Raw genomic sequence first — 18,251 nt, 5'->3', positions numbered from 1 at the left:
CACGCCCGGGGTGGCCCGACGACCGGCGGGCGAGGATCATCGCCCGTGAGGGGCGTCGCCGACGCCTCCGCGAGCGAGAGGGCCCGACCATGGCACACACGTACGGCATCACCGAGGTCGTCGGATCGTCGACGACCTCCATCGACGACGCCATCACGAGCGCGGTGGCGCGGGCGTCGACCACCGTGCGCGGGCTCGACTGGTTCGAGGTCACCGAGATCCGAGGGCACCTCGCCGACGGCGCGGTGGCGCACTACCAGGTCGGCCTCAAGATCGGGTTCCGCCTCGAGGAGTGAGCCGGCGGGCTGCTCGAGGAATGACCCGGCGGGCCGACCGCCGCAGCGAACGGCGGCGCGCGAGCAGCCTCAGGCCAGGGTGGGCTTGACCTCGGCGAGCCGTGCGAGCAGGCCGTTGACGAACCGCGGGCTGTCGTCCGTGGACAGCTCGGTCGCGAGCCCGACCCACTCGCTGATCGCCACGACCTCGGGCACGTCGTCGGAGTGGAGCACCTCGTAGGCGCCGAGCCGCAGGATCGCGCGGTCGACGGCCGGCATCCGGTCCAGGGTCCAGCCCTGCGCGTACGTCGCGATGAGTTCGTCGAGCTGCGCCCAGTGCTCGACGACCCCGCTCACGAGCTCGGCCGTGAACTCGGACAGCGGTGCCTCGGTCACCGGCGCGGCGAGCCGCTCCCGGAGCAGATCGCCGACGTTGACCTTGCGCTGCTCGGCCTCGAAGAGGAGGTCGAGCGCCCGCTTGCGGGCCTTGGTGCGGGCGGCCACGGGGTCAGCTGACCCGACCGAGGTACGAGCCGTCGCGGGTGTCGACCTTGACCTTCGTCCCGGTCTCGAGGAACAGCGGCACGGCGATCTCGGCGCCGGTCTCGAGCGTCGCCGGCTTCGTGCCACCCGTGGAGCGGTCGCCCTGCAGGCCCGGCTCGGTGTAGGTGATCTCGAGGACGACGGATGCCGGCAGCTCGATGAAGAGCACGGTGCCCTCGTGCCGGGCCACGATGGCGTCCTGGTTCTCGAGCATGTACTTCGCGGCGTCGCCGACGACCTCCGGGCTGACCGCGATCTGGTCGTAGGTGTCGCCGTCCATGAAGATGAAGTCGGTGCCGTCGTTGTAGAGGTACTGCATGGTGCGCTTGTCGACGTTCGCGGTGTCGACCTTGACGCCGGCGTTGAAGGTCTTGTCGACGACCTTGCCGCTCATGACGTTCTTCAGCTTGGTCCGCACGAAGGCCGGGCCCTTGCCGGGCTTGACGTGCTGGAACTCGACGACGGTCCACAGCTGGCCCTCGAGGTTGAGGACGAGGCCGTTCTTGAGGTCGTTGGTCGATGCCACGGGTGGTTCTTCGCTTTCGTCGACGTCGTGTGCCGTGCACCCGGTCGAGGGCGCGCGTCACCCCCGCGAGGGGGTGGGGATCCGCACGAGTCTAGCGCGACCGTGCCGAGCCCTGTGCGGCCGGCCGGGCCCTGTGGGGGCCCTGTGGGGCCGGTCGCGTGAGGCTGGGCTCGTGGGTCAGACCGCCACCGTGAGGGCGGCGACGTACCCGGCAGCCGCGTCGCCCGTCACCGTCGCGAGCTGGTGGATGCCGCCGTCGTCACCGAACACCATGTCGCGGGTCAGCGAGGTCCGGGCGAGGTTGGCCGCACTCGACGGGTAGGTCGCGCTGTCGCCGTACACCGCCTCGCTCGCCGCCCGGGGCAGGGCGACCTGGCTGGTCCTCACGATCCGCCCGTCGCTCGTCGCCTCCTTCGTGCTCCGGTAGACCTCGAAGTGGATGTGCGGCCACCGGCCGTCGTAGCAGCCCGGGAACACCGTGGTGAAGCTCGCGGTGCCCGAGGCGTCGGTCGGCTGCACCCCGCGGAGGTAGTTCTCGTGCTCGACACCCTGCGAGTACATCGAGTAACGGCCCTGCGCATCGGCGTGCCAGGCGTAGACCGCGACGCCCTCCATGGCGACGTACCCGGCGTCGGAGTCGAGCACGGTGAGGTGCACCGTGAGCGGAACGCCGGTGGCCGTGGTCGTCGAGGTGCCGAACGACGAGGTGATGTCGTGCCGCACGATCCCCGAGTCGTCGAGCACGTCGGCGCCGTTGCTCCCGTCACCCGGGAAGGGGCCTGCCGTCTCCTCGGGAACAACCGCGTCGACCGCCGTCGTGGATGCCGTCGCGCCGGGGGTCGCACTGTCCGTCGCCGCGTTCGTGGTCGACGCGCCGGAAGCCGTCACGGTCGTGGCGGCGGACGTGCCGTCCGAGCAGCCCACGAGGGCGAGGAGCCCGGCGCCGGACAGCAACCCGAGCGCGGACCGGCGCGCCACGAGGGTCCGGACGTCGAACTCGAGCCCGCGGTCGTGGTCGGGGTGCACCGGCTGTTCTGCGCCACCCACCGGCGTCTGCGGGTGCGGGTGCGGGTGAGGTCGTGACGTCGTCATGGCTCAACCATGGGGTGGCGCCCGGTGCCTGCGCCATGGGTCCGCTGTGCCCCGCCTGTGCCCGCGGCTGCTCGTCAGGGGCGCTCGGCGATGGCCTCGTAGGCTCCGCGCAGCCAGGCGTCGTCGGGCCCCTCGAGCCGCACCGGCCGCCCGACGTCCTCGAGGACGACGAAGCGCAGCAGCGTCCCTCGCGACTTCTTGTCCCGCCGCATCGCGGTGAGCAGCTCGTCGAACCGCCCTCCGGGGTAGGTCGTGGGCAGCCCGAGCGAGCCCAGCACCGACCGGTGCCGGTCGACGACGTCCTGCGCGAGGCGACCCGAGCGCAGCCCGAGCTCCGCGGCATACGTCATGCCGATGGCGACGGCCTCGCCGTGCCGGCGGCGGTAGCCCTCGACCTGCTCGACCGCGTGGCCGAAGGTGTGGCCGTAGTTGAGGACCTCGCGCAGCCACGACTCGGTGAGGTCCTGGGCGACGACCTCCGCCTTGACGCGGATCGCCCGCTCGACGAGCTCGCGCACGGGCGGGCCGTCCCACCGCGCCGCGCCGGACGGGTCGGCCTCGACGAGCTCGAGGATGCGCGGGTCGGCGATGAACCCCGCCTTGACGACCTCGGCGAGCCCCGCGACGAGGTCGGTGTGCGGCAGGGTGGCCAGCACGTCGAGGTCGCAGAGCACCCCGGCCGGCTCGTGGAAGGACCCGACGAGGTTCTTGCCCTCCGCCGTGTTGATCCCGGTCTTGCCCCCGACGGCGGCGTCCACCATGGCGAGCAGCGTCGTGGGCACGTGGACGACAGACACACCGCGCAGCCACGTCGCCGCGACGAACCCCGCGAGGTCGGTGACCGTCCCGCCGCCGACCGCCACCACGGCATCCGAGCGCGTGAAGGCCTGGCGACCCAGGGTGGCCCACAGCCCGGCCGCGACCTCGGCGGTCTTCGCCCCCTCGGTGTCGGGCACGCTCGCCTCGTGGACCGTCAGCCCCGCCGCCCGAAGCCGCGAGACGACGGGCGCGGCGAGCCCCACGAGGGCGTCCGGGCGCACGACGAGCACCTGCCGCACGGGCGGTGCGAGCAGGTCGGTGACCCGGTCGGACACCCCGTGCCCGACGACGACGTCGTAGGCCGCCCCGACCGGGATGACCGACGGGGCGCTGCCGCTCACGACGCCCCCAGGAGCCCGGCGACCTCCGACGCGACGTCCTCGGGCGTGCGGCCGGCGGTGTCGACCCGGTGGGTCGCGAGGCGCTCGTAGACCGGTCGGCGCTCGTTCATGAGCCGGACCCACGACGCGCGCGGGTTGACGGCGAGGAGCGGCCGGCTCTGGTCGAACCCGACGCGCTTCGCGGCATCCGCGATGCCGACGTCGAGGAAGACGACCACCTGCCCCGCGAGCACCTCCTGGGTGACCGGGTCGACGGGTGCCCCGCCACCGAGGGCGAGCACCCCCTCCTCCTCGGCCACGGCGCGGGCGACCTCGGCCCGCTCGAGCGCCCGGAAGGCCGCCTCGCCGTCCTCGACGAAGATGTCGGAGACGGTGCGTCCCGTCGCGGCCTCGACCGCCGCGTCGGTGTCGTGGAGCGGCACCGCGAGGAGCGCCGCGAGGGCGGCACCGACCGTGCTCTTCCCGGAGCCGGGAGGCCCGACGAGCACCACGCGGGGCGTCACTCGTCGTCCCAGGTGCGCATCGAGGCGGGGATGGCCGCGAGGTAGGCGGCGTGGTTGCGGGCGGTCTCGCCGACCGAGTCGCCGCCGAACTTCTCGAGGCACGCCTGGGCGAGCACGAGGGCCACCATCGCCTCGGCCACCACGCCGGCCGCCGGGACGGCGCACACGTCGGAGCGCTGGTGGATGGCTCGCGCGGGCTCGTCCGTGGCGACGTCGACGGTGGCGAGGGCTCGGGGCACCGTCGAGATCGGCTTCATGGCGGCGCGCACGCGCAGCAGCCCACCGACCGACATGCCGCCCTCGGTGCCACCGGCTCGGCCGGTGCGGCGGCGGATGACGCCGTCGGCACCCCGCTCCATCTCGTCGTGGGCGACCGACCCGCGGCGGGCGGCCGTGCGGAAGCCGTCGCCGACCTCGACACCCTTGATCGCCTGGATGCCCATGAGTGCGGCCGCGAGCCGGGCGTCGAGCCGACGGTCCCAGTGCACGTGCGACCCCAGACCCGGCGGCAGCCCGGTCACGACGACCTCGACGACCCCACCGAGCGTGTCTCCGTCCCGGTGGGCGGCGTCGACCTCGGCCACCATCGCCGCCGAGCCGGTCGGGTCGAACGCCCGCACCGGGTCGGCGTCGAGCGCCTCGACGTCGTCGGCGGTGGGCAGCGGTGCGTCCTCGGGGACGCTCGCCGCACCGATCGCGACGGTGTGCGACACGAGCCGGATGCCGTACGCCTGCTCGAGGAAGCGGGCCGCCACCTCGCCGAGCGCCACCCGGGCCGCGGTCTCCCGGGCCGAGGCACGCTCGAGCACCGGTCGCGCGTCGTCGAAGCCGTACTTCTGCATGCCGACGAGGTCGGCATGACCGGGGCGCGGCCGGGTGAGCGGCCGGTTGCGGGCGATCTCGCGCTCGGCGTTGACGTCGTCGGCGGCAGCGAGGTCCTCGACCGCGACGGGGTCGGGACTCATGACCGTGCGCCACTTCGGCCACTCGGTGTTGCCCACCCGGATCGCGATCGGCGAGCCGAGGGTGACCCCGTGCCGGACCCCCCCGAGGAACTCGACCTCGTCCTGCTCGAAGCGCATCCTCGCGCCGCGCCCGTGGCCGAGCCGCCGGCGGGCGAGGGCCGCGGTGAGGTCGGCGGTGGTCACGCGGATTCCCGAGGGCAGACCGTCGACCGTCGCGACGAGCGCGGGCCCGTGCGACTCACCGGCGGTCAACCAGCGCAGCATGGCCCGAATCCTGTCACGCGGTGCTCAGCCGCCTGACAGCCAGGTCAGGATCCGGGACGTGCCGCCGATCGCCAGCCAGGCCCCGAGGCACATCGCCGGCCCGTACGCGATCGCGGTCTTCGGCCCCGCCCGGCGCGCGAGCAGCAGGCCCGCCGCGGCCACGCCCCCGACGAGGAACCCCGCCGTGAGGCCGACGACGAGCTGCGCCGCGCCCAGCCAGCCGAGCAGCGCCCCGATGAGGGGGGCGAGCCGCACGTCCCCCCCGCCGACGCCTCCCCCGGGCAGCACGCCGAGGAGCAGGTAGACCCCGCCCATGACGACGAACCCGACGGCGGCACCGCGCCACCGGGGCTCGCCGGAGGCCACCGTCGCCACCGCGAGCAGCCCGAGGATGGCTGCCCCGGTGGGCACGACGAGACCGACGGGGAGCCGGTGCACGTCGAGGTCGATCCACACGAGCCCGACGGTCAGCCAGGCGAAGAGCAGGTATGCCGGGAGCGCGGCCCAGGCGGCCAGGTCACCGATGGCCCACGCCGCCACGGCGGACAACAGCGCGGTGAGCGGGCCGGGCCACCAGTTGCGGCCCGGGGGGTGGTCCGCCTCGTCTTCGGGGATGCGGTAGCCGCCGGTGGCGAGCTCGCGCCCGGTGCGGTGGCCGACGGCGCCCATGACGAGCGCCACGGCGAGCACGACCCACGAGGGGGTCACCCGGCCCCCAGGGCGGCGCGCCCCGCGGCGGCCATCGCCGCCACGGGGGCCTCGTGGCCGGTGAAGAGCCGGAACTGCTCGGCCGCCTGGTGCACGAGCATGTCGAGCCCGGAGACGACCGACATCCCTGCCTCCCGCCCGGCGTGGGCCAGCGGCGTCGGCCATCCGGCATAGGCGACGTCGAGCAGCACACCGTGGTGCACCGCGGGCACCCCGGCGGCCGCGACGTCGCCGGCGGCGGCCGGCAGCGTGGAGACGACGACGTCGTCGGCGGTCGTGACCCACGGCCCGAGACCGGCGGCCGAGCCGCTGCGGATGCCGGCGCCCAGGTCGAGCGCCCACGCGAGCAGGTCGGCGGCCCGGCTCGTGTCGCGGGCCCGGACGGTGAGGGTCGTGACCCCGAGCTCGGCGAGGGCGAGCACGCTCGAGCGGGCCGTGGCCCCGGCGCCGAGCACGAGCGCGCGGGTCGCGCCCTCCGGCAGGTGCGGCGCCAGGGCCCGGACGAGGCCGACGACGTCGGTGTTCGTCGCGTCCCAGCCGCCGTCGCCCCGGCGCACGAGCGTGTTGACCGCGGCGGAGCGCCGGGCCACGTCGTCGACCGTCGTCGCGACCGTCGCCCCGACCTCCTTGAGCGGCATCGTGAGCGACAGGCCGCGCCACTGCCGGCCGAGGCCGGCGATGAAGCCCGGAAGATCTGCCGCGTCGACCTCGTGGGCGTCGTACTCCCAGTCCGCGAGGCCCGCCGCGGCGTACCCGGCGCGGTGGATCGCCGGGGAGAGCGAGTGGGCGATCGGGGACCCGAGGACCGCCGCCCTCAGCACTTGCCCGGGTTCGCGGAGCACCAGGCCTGGAACTCCTTGACGTTGGCGTCGTGCTCGGCCTGGGTGACGGCGAACTTCGTCTCGCCGGTGCCGGGGTCGACGGTGACGAAGAAGTGCCAGTCCCCGTCGGCCGGGTTCGCCGCGGCCTCGATCGACGCCGCGCCGGGGGTGCCGATCGGCCCGGGCGGCAGCCCCTTGACCTTGTAGGTGTTGTAGGGGCTGTCGGAGGCCCGCTGCTCGTCGCTCGTGCCGGCCCTGCCACGCTCCTGGGCGACGAAGTGCACGGTGGAGTCCATCTGGAGCAGGCCGTAGTTCGGCGGCCCGTCGTCGAGCCGGTTGAGGATGACCCGGGCGACCTTCGCGCGGTCGGCGTCCCCGTTGACCTCGCCCTCGACGATCGAGGCGATCGTCAGGGTGCGCTGCCACTCCTCGCGCGGGATGCCGGCCGCCTCGAGGGTCTTGACCGTCTGCGCGACCATCGTCGCGAGCTGGTCGGCGGCAGGGGTGTCGTCGGCGAACTCGTAGGTCGACGGGAAGAGCCAGCCCTCGACCTCGCCGCCGGCCTCCTCGGGCAGCCCGATGGCGGCGGGGTCCTTCGCGGCCGCCTCGTAGTCCTCGACCGGCACGCCGGTCGCTTTGGACAGGGCGGCGAAGGTCTCGGCCTTCCACAACCCCTCGCGGATCGTCGTGCCGGCGGCGACCCGGTTGGAGGGGTCGGTGAGGATGTCGAAGGCCTCCTGCGCCGGCATCCCCTTGAGGAGTGAGTACGTCCCCGGCTGGATGGCGGCGGCCGCCTGCGGGTCGGCCTGGGCCACCTCGATGTAGGCAGTGCGGGTCTTGACGACCTCCGCGTCGCGCAGGGTCGTCGCGATGTCCTCACCGGTCTCGCCGGACCGGATGACGACCTCGACGGCGCCCTCGCCGGGGCCGGCGAAGTCCTGGGCCTCGGACTGCGTGAACAGTCCGGACACCATCGGCACGATGACGCCGACGGCGGCCCACGCGGCGGCGCCCACGAGGACGATCGCGAGGAGGAGCACGAGCCAGCGTCGGTGGCCCCGGCGCGGCTTGCGGTGCCGGTGGAGGTCACGACGGCGACGCACCGGGGGCGGGGGCTCCCCGAAGATCGTGTGGGAGACGTCGTGCTGGCTCACGGCCTCGTGCCCTTCGTCCGTGGCTTGCGCCGTCCGGGTCGGACCCGCTCCCCGGGTGGGGAACCGGTGCTGCGCTCGGTGTCGAGGGCCGTCTGGAGGATGAGCACCGCGGCCGCCTGGTCGACCACGGCGCGCTGCCTCCGACCGGCCAGCCCGCTCTCGCGCAGCGTGCGGTGGGCGTCGACACTGGTGAGGCGCTCGTCGACGAGACGCACCCACACCGGCGCGATGCGCGCCGCCACCACGGCAGCATACGTGCGGGCCGCAGCCGCAGCGGGGCCTTCGTCCCCGGAGAGTGAGCGGGGCAGCCCGACGACGACGCCGACGGCAGCGTGCTGCGACACGAGGTCGGCGACCGCCTCGACGTCGGGGTCGCCGGCCGCGGGGCGGCTGTCCGGGTGCCGGGCGAGCGTCGTCACGGGGGTCGCGAGGATGCCGTCGGGGTCACTCAGTGCCACCCCGACGCGCACGGTCCCGACGTCCACGCCGATCCGCACCCCCCGCTGGGGGGTGGCCCGGGTCGTCGGGGCGGGCCCGTGGGTCGTCGGCATCAGCCGGCGAGCTCCCCGACCCGCCACTCGACCGCCGACAGCGCGTCGCCCACCTTCGCGGGGTCCTGGCCGCCACCCTGGGCGATGTCGTCCTTGCCCCCGCCGCCGCCACCGAGGGCCGTCGCGGCGACCCGGACGAGCTCGCCCGCCCGGATGCCGCGCGCCCGGGCCGCCTCGTTGGTCGCCACGACGACGACCGGGCGCCCCTTCGCGGCGCCGGTGATGGCGACGACGCTCGGCCGCTCCGTGCCGAGGCGGCCCCGCAGGTCGAGCACCATGGTGCGCACGTCGTCGGCGCCGGCCGCACCGGCGTCGTGACCGAGGAAGGTGACCCCGTTGACGTCGCGGGCCCGCTCGGTGAGCGATCCCGCGGCAGCCGAGACCTGCTCACGGCGGACCCGCTCGAGCTCGCGCTCGGCGTCCTTGAGGCGCGAAACCAGGGCGCCGACCCGCTCGGCGAGCTCGTCGGGCCGTGCGCCGACGAGGGTGCTCAGCTCGGCGACGACGGCCCGCTCACGGGCGAGGTGGCGCAGCGCCTCGATGCCGACGAAGGCCTCGACGCGGCGCACCCCCGACCCGACGGAGGACTCACCGGTGAGCGTCAGGGCGCCGATCTGGCTCGAGTGCTGGACGTGGGTGCCGCCGCAGAGCTCCCGGCTCCACGGCCCCCCGATCTCGACGACGCGGACGTCCTCGTCGTAGGTCTCGCCGAAGAGGGCGAGCGCCCCGATCTCGCGGGCCCGCGGCAGCGGCATGAAGGTCGCGGAGACGGGGAGGTCCCGGCGCACGGCGAGGTTGGCGACCTCCTCGATCTCGCTGCGGGTCGCCGCCGACAGCGCCTGCCCCCACGCGAAGTCCAGGCGCAGGTAGCCGGGCTTGTTGTACGAGCCGGACTGCAGGGCCGACGGGCCGAGCACCTGGCGCAGCGCGGCGTGCACGACGTGCGTGCCCGAGTGCGCCTGGCACGCCGACAGGCGCCACTCGGGGTCGACCTCGGCGAGCACGCTCGCGCCCGTGCGCAGCGGGCCGGTCACCACCTCGACGGTGTGCGCGATGAGGCCCTTGACCGGCCGCTGGACGTCGACGACCTTGAGGTGCGCGCCGTCGCCGGCGATGACGCCCTCGTCGGCGACCTGCCCTCCGGACTCGGCGTAGAACGGCGTGCGGTTGAGCACGACCTGGCCGCGCTGGCCGGGCTCGATCTCGGTGACGGCCGCGCCGTCGACGACGAGCCCGATGACCGTGGCCTCGCTCGTCAGCTCCTCGTAGGCCCGGAACTCGGTCGCGCCGTTCGCGCGCAGGTCGCGCCACACCTCGGTGTTCGCGTGGCCCGACTTCTTCGCCCTGGCATCGGCCTTGGCCCGCTGGCGCTGCTCGCGCATGAGGTGCGCGAAACCCTCCCGGTCGACCTCGAGGCCCTGCTCGGCCGCCATCTCGAGGGTGAGGTCGATGGGGAAGCCGTACGTGTCGTGCAGCTGGAAGGCGTGCTCGCCGGCGAGGGTCGCACCGCCGGACTCCTTGGTCCGCGCGACCGCCGTGTCGAGGATCGTCGTGCCCGCGGCGAGGGTGCGGCGGAACGCCTCCTCCTCCGCGTACGCGATCTGGGCGATGCGGTCGAACCCGGTGCCCAGCTCGGGGTAGGACTGGCTCATCCGCTCGAGCGAGACCGGCAGCAGCTCGGGCAGGCAGGGGTCGTCGTGGCCGAGCAGGCGCATCGAGCGCACGGCCCGGCGCAGCATCCGGCGCAGCACGTAGCCCCGGCCCTCGTTGCCCGGAGTGACCCCGTCGCCGATGAGCATGAGCGAGGAGCGCACGTGGTCGGCGACGACCCGCAGCCGCACGTCGTCGGGGTGGCTCGACCCTGCCGAGTGACCGGAGCGCGCGCCGTACTGCTTGCCCGTCATCTCCGCCGCCCGGGCGAGGACGGGGTAGACCTCGTCGATCTCGTACATGTTGTCGACCCCCTGGAGGATCGACGCCATCCGCTCGAGCCCCATGCCGGTGTCGATGTTCTTGCTCGGCAGGTCGCCGGCGATGTCGAAGTCGACCTTGCTGCGCACCTCGGACAGCTCGTGCTGCATGAAGACGAGGTTCCACACCTCGAGGAAGCGGTCCTCGTCGACGGCCGGGCCGCCGTCGGGGCCGTAGTCCGGGCCGCGGTCGACGTAGATCTCCGAGCACGGGCCCCCGGGCCCGGGCACCCCCATGTGCCAGTAGTTGTCGGCCTTGCCGCGACGCACGATGCGGTCCGTGGTGATGCCGGTGACGCTCGGCCACAGCTCGGCGGCCTCGTCGTCGTCCTCGTAGACCGTGGCCCACAGCAGGTCCCCGTCGAGCCCGTAGCCGCCCTGCTCCGGGGAGGAGGTGAGCAGGTCCCAGGCGAGGCGGATCGCCCCCTCCTTGAAGTAGTCACCGAAGGAGAAGTTGCCGTTCATCTGGAAGAACGTCCCGTGCCGGGAGGTCTTGCCGACCTCCTCGATGTCCCCGGTGCGCACGCACTTCTGCACGCTCGTCGCCCGGTCCCACTGGGGCGTCTCCTGGCCGAGGAAGTAGGGCTTGAACGGCACCATGCCGGCGTTGACGAACAGCAGGTTCGGGTCGTCGTGGATGAGCGGCGCGGAGGGGACGACGCTGTGGCCGTTCTTCTCGAAGAAGGCCAGCCAGCGGCGCCGGATCTCAGCGGTTTCCATGCGGTCTCAGTCCTAGGGGGTCATCGGTGCCACCGGGTGCGGGCACGCGCCATCGTATGCCGCGCGCGACCGGCGGGTCGGTGGGCTCGGGCGAGGGGCGGGGGCGCAGGGCCCCTACGGAGCTCGCTCGCCCGTGGGGTCGAGGAGCAGGGCCCGCGCCTCCTCCGGCGACAGCGAGCGGCCGGGGTCGTCGGCGCCGAGCGAGGCCGCTGTTCGCGCGCCCGCGGTGTGTGCGCCCGCGGTGTGCGAGCCCGCAGTGTGCGAGCCCGCGCGGCCGTGGCGGCGGTCGCGGTCCCAGCCCGCCTCGACGTCGAGCTCGGGGACCGTCGCGCCAGCGGCGTGGCGGGGGGCCCGGGACGTCGCGTCGGTGCGTACGGCCACCTCGACGGCCTCGCGCAGCTCGGCCTCGCGACGGGCGCTGGCCTCCCTGACCGTCCTGACGAAGCGCCGGGTCGCGGGCAGGCGCCACACGGCGTAGCCGACACCGACCGCCACGGCCGCGAGGACGACGGTGCGCCGGCTCACCGGCGTGCCCTGCGCAGGCCGGCCATCGCCGTGCGCACCCCGTAGCTGAACGCGGCGACCTTGATGAGCGGCGAGCCGACCGTCGCGGCCGCCACGGACGTCAGTGCGGACGCGTTCGTCGTCATCGACGAGACCGAGCTCGTGATGCCGTCGACCCGGGTCAGCTGGTCGTTCGTCAGGCTCACGGTGTCGGTGAGGCCCTTGAGCGTGGGCTGGACGTTGTCGCTCGTCGTCCGCAGGCTGACGGCGGTCTCGTCGAGGATCCGCCCGGCCCTGCCGAGCAGGCCGGCCAGGCGCACCACGAGGTACGCGAACGCGAGCGCGGCGATGAGCCCCGCGATGCCCCCAAGGGTCCATTCCATGCGCCCGAGCCTAGCGTCCGGGGCGCTCCTCGTCCGCGCCGGGCGCGCGCCCCAGCCGCCCCTTGAGCCACGTCCAGCGTTCCTGGAGCCGGCTCTCGAACCCCCGGTCGGTCGGCCGGTAGTAGTCCGTGGTCCCGGCGAGGTCGTCGGGCAGGTACTGCTGGGCGGCGACGGCATCCGGCGCGTCGTGCGAGTACACGTAGCCCTTGCCATGGCCGAGGCGCGCGGCGCCGGCGTACCCGCTGCCCCGCAGGTGCGCTGGCACCGCCCCGCCGCGTCCGGCACGGACGTCGGCGATCGCCTCGTTGATGCCGGTGTAGGCGGCGTTCGACTTCGGGGCCAGCGCGTTGTGGACGACGGCCTGGGCGAGGATGATGCGCGCCTCGGGCATGCCGATCTGCGCGACGGCGTGCATGGCGGCGACGGCGGTCTGCAGGGCCGTGGGGTCGGCGAGGCCGACGTCCTCGGAGGCGGCGATGACGATGCGGCGGGCGATGAACCGAGGGTCCTCCCCGGCCTCGAGCATCCGGGCCAGGTAGTGCAGCGCGGCGTCGACGTCGGAGCCGCGCATCGACTTGATGAGGGCGGACGCGACGTCGTAGTGCTGGTCGCCGGTGCGGTCGTAGCGCACGGCGGCGTGGGCGACGGCCTGCTCGGTCCGTGCGAGGGTGATGGGCAGGACGTCGGGACGCTCGGCTCCGGCGGCGAGGGCGTCCTCGGCCACGCCGGCCGCCGCCTCGAGGAAGGTCAGGGCGCGGCGGGCGTCGCCCCCGGCCAGTCGGACCAGGTGCTCGCGGGCGTCGTCGTGCAGGTCGTAGGCGGCGTCGAGGCCCCGCTCGTCGGCCACCGCGGACGTGAGGACGTCGGCGACCTCCTCGTCGGTGAGGGGCACGAGGGTCACGAGCATCGACCGCGAGAGCAGGGGTGCGATGACCGAGAACGACGGGTTCTCGGTGGTGGCGGCGACGAGCACGACCTGGCGGTTCTCGACCCCGGGGAGCAGGGCGTCCTGCTGGGCCTTGGTGAACCGGTGGATCTCGTCGAGGAAGAGCACGGTCTGCCGGCCGTACATGTCGCGGGCCCGGTTCGCGTGCTCCATGACGGCGCGCACGTCCTTGACGCCGGCGGTGACGGCCGACAGCTCGACGAACTCGCGGTCGGCGGCGGTCGCGACGAGGTGGGCCAGGGTCGTCTTGCCGGTGCCGGGGGGCCCCCACAGGATCGCCGAGATGGGGCCGGCCGCTCCCCCGCTGCCCTCGATGAGCCGGCGCAGCGGGCTGCCCGGGCGGAGCACGTCCCCCTGGCCGCGGACCTCCTCGACCGAGCGCGGGCGCATCCGCACGGCGAGGGGCGGCAGGGATGCCGGTCCGCCGCCGCCCGCGCCGCCGGCGGCGGCCGCGCCGAACAGGTCGGTGTCGTCGAGACTCACCCGCCGAGGCTACCGACCGGACCCGACACCCCTGGAGCACATCGTCGAGGGCTCGCCCGACCGTCGCCCCCACCCCTCGTCCGGCCCGTCGTCCGCGCCGCCGCACCCCCGTGGGACGCTGTCGCCATGACGACGCCCGACCCCCGCCACGGCGCCCTCCTGCGCCGGTGGGGCCGGCTCGTCGCCCGCCGGGCCAGGGCGGTCGTCGTCGGGTGGCTCGTCTTCATCGTCGCCGGTTTCGCCGTCGCGCTCGGCGCGCTCGGCACCCCGAGCCTGTTCGACCGCCTCGACAGCGGCGAGATCGTCGTCGACGGCGAGAACCAGCAGGGCCGTGACCTGCTCGCCGAGGGTGGCGGCAGCGGCTTCAGCACCTACACCCAGACCCTCACCGGGGTCGACCTCGCCGACCCGGCCGTCGCGACGGCGGCCACCGTCGCGGTGCGCGACCTCACGGCCATCGAGCACGTCGAGTCGGCGGTCAACCCGTTCGTCGTGCCCGAGGGGCCCACCTCCCCCCAGGCGCTGCGGTTCGTCCTCGACGGCGACCCGGCATCCGGCGGCTTCGCGACGGTCGTCACCTTCGACCCCGACAACACGGCCGAGGACGAGGCCGCCGCCACCGAGGAGGTCGACGTCGTCCTCGACACCCTCGCCGCGCAGACCGGCGCCACGGGGGACCAGCGCGGTGGGCTGCGCGCCCTCGTCGACCGCATCATCGAGCAGGTCAAGATCGACGGCCAGCGCGGTGAGGGCATCGCCCTGCCGGTCAGCTTCCTCGTCATGGTCGTCGTCTTCGGCGGGTTCGTCGCCGCGGGCTTCCCCGTGCTCGGGGCGGTCGCCTCGATCGCCGGGGCGCTGGCGTCGCTGCTCGGCCTGTCCTACGTGCTCGACCTCGACGCGTCCGTCGTCAACGTCGTCACCGTGCTCGGCCTCGGCCTGTGCATCGACTACGGCCTGCTCGTCGTCTCCCGATTCCGCGAGGAGCTGCGCGCGCTGCTCCGGGGCGCACCGGTCAGCGAGACGACCCGCGACCAGGTCATGGCGGCCACCGCGTCGACGATGGACCGCGCCGGACGCACCGTCGTGTTCTCCGCGATCACCGTCGCCATCTCGCTCGCGGGTCTGCTCGTCCTCGAGATCCCCTTCATCCGGGCGGTGAGCGTCGCCGGGGTCTCGGTCGTCCTCATCGCACTCGCCGTCGCCCTCACGCTCATCCCGGCCCTGTGCGCCCTCGGGGCCCGGCGGCTGCTGCGCAAGGGCACCGAGTCGGCCGCCGACGTCGGCGTCTTCTCGCGCCTCGCCGAGGTCGTGCACCGGATGCCGTGGGCGGTCATCGCGGTCGTGTCCGGGCTGCTCGTCGTCATGGCCCTGCCGACGTTGCGGCTCGAGCTCACGTCCTCCGGCCCGGAGCTGCTGCCGAAGGGCACCCCCGAGCGCGTCTTCTACGAGGACTTCCGCGCGGGCTACCCCCTGCTCGCGGGCGCCGAGGTGCTCGTGGTCACGCGGGCCCCGGTCGCCGAGGTCGAGGCGTGGGCGTCGACACTCGGTGAGCGGCCCGGCGTCGAGTCGGTCGACCCGGTGAGGACGCTCGAGCGCGGGGTCTCGACGGTCGGCATCCAGACCGGCGACTCCGGCACCGGCGACGCGTCGCGCGCGCTCGTCGACTCGTTGCGCACCGACCGGCCGCCGTTCGAGGCCTTCGTCGTGGGTCAGGCCTCGGGCATCGTCGACTTCCGGGCGACGGTGGCCGAGCGCGCGTGGTGGGCGGTGGGCCTCGTCGTGCTCGCGACCCTCGTCCTGCTCTTCCTCATGACCGGATCGGTCGTCATCCCGGTCAAGGCGCTCGTCATGAACGTGCTGTCCCTCGGGGCAGCGCTCGGTGTCACCGTGTGGATCTTCGAGGACGGCCACCTCGAGGAGCTGCTGCGCTTCACGTCGACCGGCGCGGTCGAGAACACGATCCCACTGCTCGTCCTCGCCTTCGGGTTCGGGCTGTCCATGGACTACGAGGTCTTCCTGCTCTCGCGCATCGTCGAGCTCCACGAGCAGGGGTACGACACCCGGACGGCGGTGACGCTGGGCCTGCAGCGCTCCGGTCGGATCATCACCTCCGCGGCCCTGCTCATGGTCATCGTCTTCGCGGGCTTCGCCGCGGGCGACCTGCTCGTCATGAAGCAGATGGGCGTGGCCCTCGTGCTCGCCATCACCATCGACGCCACACTCGTGCGGATGCTGCTCGTCCCGGCGACGATGTCCGTGCTCGGCTCGGCGAACTGGTGGGCGCCCCGCCCCCTCCGAAGGCTTCACGAGCGGTGGGGCATCACCGAGTGAGCGTCGTGCGTCCCCTGACGACCCTCGACGAGCTCGTCACCGCGGTCGGCGGTCACCCGGTGGCGGTGCTCGACGTCGGCGCCGGGTTCGTCGCCCCCGCGTACGCCGTCGACGACGGTCACGACCTCACCGTCGCCTTCCACCGCCGCTCGGACCACGGCGTCCCGGGCTCGGCCGTCCTCGGCACGGCGACCGGTCTGGCGATGCTGCTCGACGACCCGACCGTCCGGGCCTGGGTCACCGGCGGCGGCAACCGGCACCTCAGCGTGCCGCGAGGGCTCGTCGGGGTCGTCGAGCAGCGGCTCGACCTCGGCCGCCGCGGAGGCGAGTGGGACTGGCTGTGGACCCGCGACCTCCCGCCGGTCGTCGCTGGGGAGGAGCGTGTCGTCGGCGTCGACCCGTCGCACCGCCGGGAGGCCGAGGACTTCCTCACTCGCCACAGCCCGCGCACCCACGGCGAGCCGTTCGCCCGTCCCGGCCAGCTGTGGGTCGGCGTGCGCGACGAGGCCAGCGGGCGGCTCGTCGCCCTCGGTGGGAGTGAGCCGTGCGCCGCCGGCACCCCGACGCTGGCGGGCATCGCGGTCGACATCGCCCGGCGTGGCGAGGGCTGGGGTGCCGCGGTCACCGCCCACCTCACCCGGCGGGCGGTCGTCGGCACCGGGGCGTGCGCCCTGGGCATGTTCGCCGACAACGACGTGGCCCGTCGGCTCTACGAACGGCTCGGGTTCCGCACCGGGATGCAGTGGACGAGCCGCTGGTTCGGTTGACAGGGTCGCAGCATGTTGCGTGACCGCCGCCGTGGTTGCGAGCCCGACCCACCCAGCGACTGGTGCATGGGGTCGTGAGGTCGGCCGAAGTCGCTACCGGCGCAGCGGGTCGCGAGATGGCGGAGACGTGTCGGGTCGGTCGACCACCGAGGCCCCCGGTCCCGAGCTTCCTGCTCAGAAGGGGGGTTCCTCGGGGAACCTCGCGAGGGCGCGGCGTCGGGCCGTCGCGGCGCGTAGGGCGGCGGCGGTGCACCGACGGTGCCCGGGAGGCATGACGACCCGGGCGTGGGTCAGTCGCGGGACGTGGTCGACCGTGAACTCGAGGTGGGTCTCCAGGGCGCTCCACGGTCCCATCCTCACAGCCGCGTCGCCGCGGCCCTCGAGGGCGTCACCGTCGCCATACCCACCGGGTGGGTCATCGTGGCCGTGGTCAGCGGGTACGTCGTCCCGGCCGGCTGTGCCGTCGGGACCCCGGGGCTCGTCACCTCGGAGGACGAGCACGGCCAGGGCGTCCAACGCCTCGGTGGTGCGCACCGTGCCGAGCGGGTCGGTCCAGCTCGCGCTGCCGTCGTTGTGCAGGCGCACCGACCAGCCGGGGGACTGCTTGATCCGGTGGTGGCGTCGACACACCGTCAACAGGTTGCCGGCCGCGGTCGGCCCAGCCGGCCACGGTCGCACATGGTCCAGGTCGCAGAACCGGGCCGCGACCGTACACCCGGGGAAGCGGCACCGCCCGTCGCGGGCGCGCACCAGCGCCGCCAGCGCCGGGCTGGGCCGGTAGGCGCCGCTGGCCAGGTCCTGCCCGGGGTCGACCCGGGCCCCGGACACCGGGTCACACGGCACCACCCTCGGCTCGATCACCGGGGCGGTCGAGCACGGGGCGGTCGAGCACGGGGCGGTCGACGTCGGCCCGGCCCGGTCCGGCGTGCCGTCGCGGCGTCGCCGGCGCCGGTGCCGGTGTCCTGGCTGCTTCCCGGACGAACCGCGTGCCAGGTGCTCCAACAGCCAGGCCCGGGGCACCAGCAACGGCTCCGACGGGCGGCACCCCTGCACCTGCACCAAGTCCTGCCCACGCACCGCTTCGCAACCATCCGTCGCGCAAGCCCTCTGCACGCCCGGCGGCCCCGCGGCTGCGGAATCAGCAGGCGAGTTCGAGCGTGTCGCGCGCGACTCGGCGCGTTCAGCCCCCTGAGTGTCCTCGCCAGCCGACGCCGAAACCTGCGACCCGCCCTCGGACGCGACGCCTCCGTCAGGACCGCCGCCCCCGTCCGCGACAGCACCGCCCTGAGGAGGCGGGTCAGCCTTGCCGACCCCGCCGTCGTGTCGGCAGGTACCGCCCGGCGTCCGCGCAGGGTCGGCCGGGTCGGTGGGCGCCGGGTCGGTGGGCGCCGGGTCGGTGGGCACCGGGTCGGTGGGGCAGGCGTCGGCGGGCACGGTCAGCACCACCTGGACCTCGACCGTGGCGTTGCCGGTGACCAGGTCGGTCAGGGCCTGGCCGCGGGCCTGCTCGACGTTCGCACACACTCCCTGGGCGACGTAGTCGTGGGCCAGGCGGTCGATCGCCGCCCACGCGGTCGCGGCGTCC

At 74.3% G+C, this 18,251-nt stretch carries 18 protein-coding genes; 3 read left to right on the top strand and 15 right to left on the bottom strand.

The window, feature by feature from the left end:
- The first annotated feature begins 89 nt into the window (after positions 1-89).
- Positions 90-296 (top strand): dodecin, encoded by a 207-nt coding sequence (locus ABD899_RS06070; RefSeq protein WP_345203532.1) that lies wholly within the window; start codon positions 90-92, stop codon positions 294-296.
- 69 nt (positions 297-365) lie between these two features.
- Here ABD899_RS06070 and nusB read toward each other — a convergent pair whose 3' ends face one another.
- From nusB to ABD899_RS06000, 14 genes are all read right to left on the bottom strand, one after another.
- Complete coding sequence (nusB, locus tag ABD899_RS06065; RefSeq protein ID WP_345203530.1) at positions 366-779, bottom strand: transcription antitermination factor NusB; 414 nt, start codon at positions 777-779, stop codon at positions 366-368.
- Positions 780-783: 4 nt separating this feature from the next.
- A complete protein-coding gene (gene efp, locus ABD899_RS06060) occupies positions 784-1,344 on the bottom strand; it encodes an elongation factor P (RefSeq protein WP_345203528.1) in 561 nt (186 codons plus the stop codon).
- 177 nt (positions 1,345-1,521) lie between these two features.
- Positions 1,522-2,436 carry a dioxygenase family protein gene (locus ABD899_RS06055; protein WP_345203526.1) on the bottom strand — a complete coding sequence of 305 codons (915 nt, stop codon included), beginning with the start codon at positions 2,434-2,436 and terminating at the stop codon, positions 1,522-1,524.
- A 74-nt stretch (positions 2,437-2,510) separates the two neighbouring features.
- Positions 2,511-3,596 (bottom strand): 3-dehydroquinate synthase, encoded by a 1,086-nt coding sequence (gene aroB, locus ABD899_RS06050; RefSeq protein ID WP_345203524.1) that lies wholly within the window; start codon positions 3,594-3,596, stop codon positions 2,511-2,513.
- Positions 3,593-4,099, bottom strand: coding sequence for a shikimate kinase (locus tag ABD899_RS06045; protein WP_345203523.1), 507 nt, complete (start codon positions 4,097-4,099; stop codon positions 3,593-3,595). The genes aroB and ABD899_RS06045 overlap by 4 nt, the downstream gene beginning before the upstream one ends.
- A complete protein-coding gene (gene aroC / locus ABD899_RS06040) occupies positions 4,096-5,328 on the bottom strand; it encodes a chorismate synthase (protein WP_345203521.1) in 1,233 nt (410 codons plus the stop codon). Before aroC ends, ABD899_RS06045 begins: the two co-directional genes overlap by 4 nt.
- Before the next feature lie 24 nt (positions 5,329-5,352).
- Positions 5,353-6,036: a prepilin peptidase gene (locus tag ABD899_RS06035; protein WP_345203518.1), complete on the bottom strand. Its 684-nt coding sequence runs from the start codon at positions 6,034-6,036 to the stop codon at positions 5,353-5,355.
- Positions 6,033-6,878: a shikimate dehydrogenase gene (locus ABD899_RS06030; protein ID WP_345203515.1), complete on the bottom strand. Its 846-nt coding sequence runs from the start codon at positions 6,876-6,878 to the stop codon at positions 6,033-6,035. Before ABD899_RS06030 ends, ABD899_RS06035 begins: the two co-directional genes overlap by 4 nt.
- Entirely contained in the window at positions 6,851-8,011 is a 1,161-nt protein-coding gene (gene mltG, locus ABD899_RS06025) for an endolytic transglycosylase MltG (protein ID WP_345203513.1), read from the bottom strand. Before mltG ends, ABD899_RS06030 begins: the two co-directional genes overlap by 28 nt.
- Positions 8,008-8,562, bottom strand: a complete 555-nt coding sequence (gene ruvX, locus ABD899_RS06020; protein WP_345203510.1) for a Holliday junction resolvase RuvX — start codon at positions 8,560-8,562, stop codon at positions 8,008-8,010. Before ruvX ends, mltG begins: the two co-directional genes overlap by 4 nt.
- Positions 8,562-11,252: an alanine--tRNA ligase gene (gene alaS / locus ABD899_RS06015; RefSeq protein ID WP_345203508.1), complete on the bottom strand. Its 2,691-nt coding sequence runs from the start codon at positions 11,250-11,252 to the stop codon at positions 8,562-8,564. The genes ruvX and alaS overlap by 1 nt, the downstream gene beginning before the upstream one ends.
- A gap of 114 nt (positions 11,253-11,366) precedes the next feature.
- On the bottom strand, positions 11,367-11,777 hold the full coding sequence (locus ABD899_RS06010; protein WP_345203505.1) for a hypothetical protein: 411 nt from the start codon (positions 11,775-11,777) through the stop codon (positions 11,367-11,369).
- The gene (locus tag ABD899_RS06005) at positions 11,774-12,139 is read right to left on the bottom strand and encodes a DUF948 domain-containing protein (RefSeq protein ID WP_345203503.1); all 366 of its coding nucleotides are present in this window, start codon (positions 12,137-12,139) and stop codon (positions 11,774-11,776) included. The genes ABD899_RS06010 and ABD899_RS06005 overlap by 4 nt, the downstream gene beginning before the upstream one ends.
- Positions 12,140-12,149: 10 nt before the next feature.
- The gene (locus ABD899_RS06000; protein ID WP_425474942.1) at positions 12,150-13,568 is read right to left on the bottom strand and encodes a replication-associated recombination protein A; all 1,419 of its coding nucleotides are present in this window, start codon (positions 13,566-13,568) and stop codon (positions 12,150-12,152) included.
- Positions 13,569-13,694: 126 nt separating this feature from the next.
- Here ABD899_RS06000 and ABD899_RS05995 point away from each other — a divergent pair, with 126 nt between their 5' ends.
- Positions 13,695-15,899, top strand: a complete 2,205-nt coding sequence (locus tag ABD899_RS05995) for an MMPL family transporter (RefSeq protein WP_345203500.1) — start codon at positions 13,695-13,697, stop codon at positions 15,897-15,899.
- Positions 15,896-16,666, top strand: coding sequence for a GNAT family N-acetyltransferase (locus tag ABD899_RS05990; RefSeq protein ID WP_345203497.1), 771 nt, complete (start codon positions 15,896-15,898; stop codon positions 16,664-16,666). Before ABD899_RS05995 ends, ABD899_RS05990 begins: the two co-directional genes overlap by 4 nt.
- A gap of 174 nt (positions 16,667-16,840) precedes the next feature.
- On the opposite strand, the gene ABD899_RS05985 is transcribed toward ABD899_RS05990, so the two are convergent.
- On the bottom strand, positions 16,841-17,509 hold the full coding sequence (locus ABD899_RS05985; protein ID WP_345203494.1) for an HNH endonuclease signature motif containing protein: 669 nt from the start codon (positions 17,507-17,509) through the stop codon (positions 16,841-16,843).
- Positions 17,510-18,251: the final 742 nt, after the last annotated feature.

The organism is Fodinibacter luteus (assembly GCF_039541575.1).
Lineage (GTDB): Bacteria > Actinomycetota > Actinomycetes > Actinomycetales > Dermatophilaceae > Fodinibacter > Fodinibacter luteus.
Note: the sequence above shows the minus strand (reverse complement) of the source record. Positions and strands in the feature narration are given on the sequence as shown.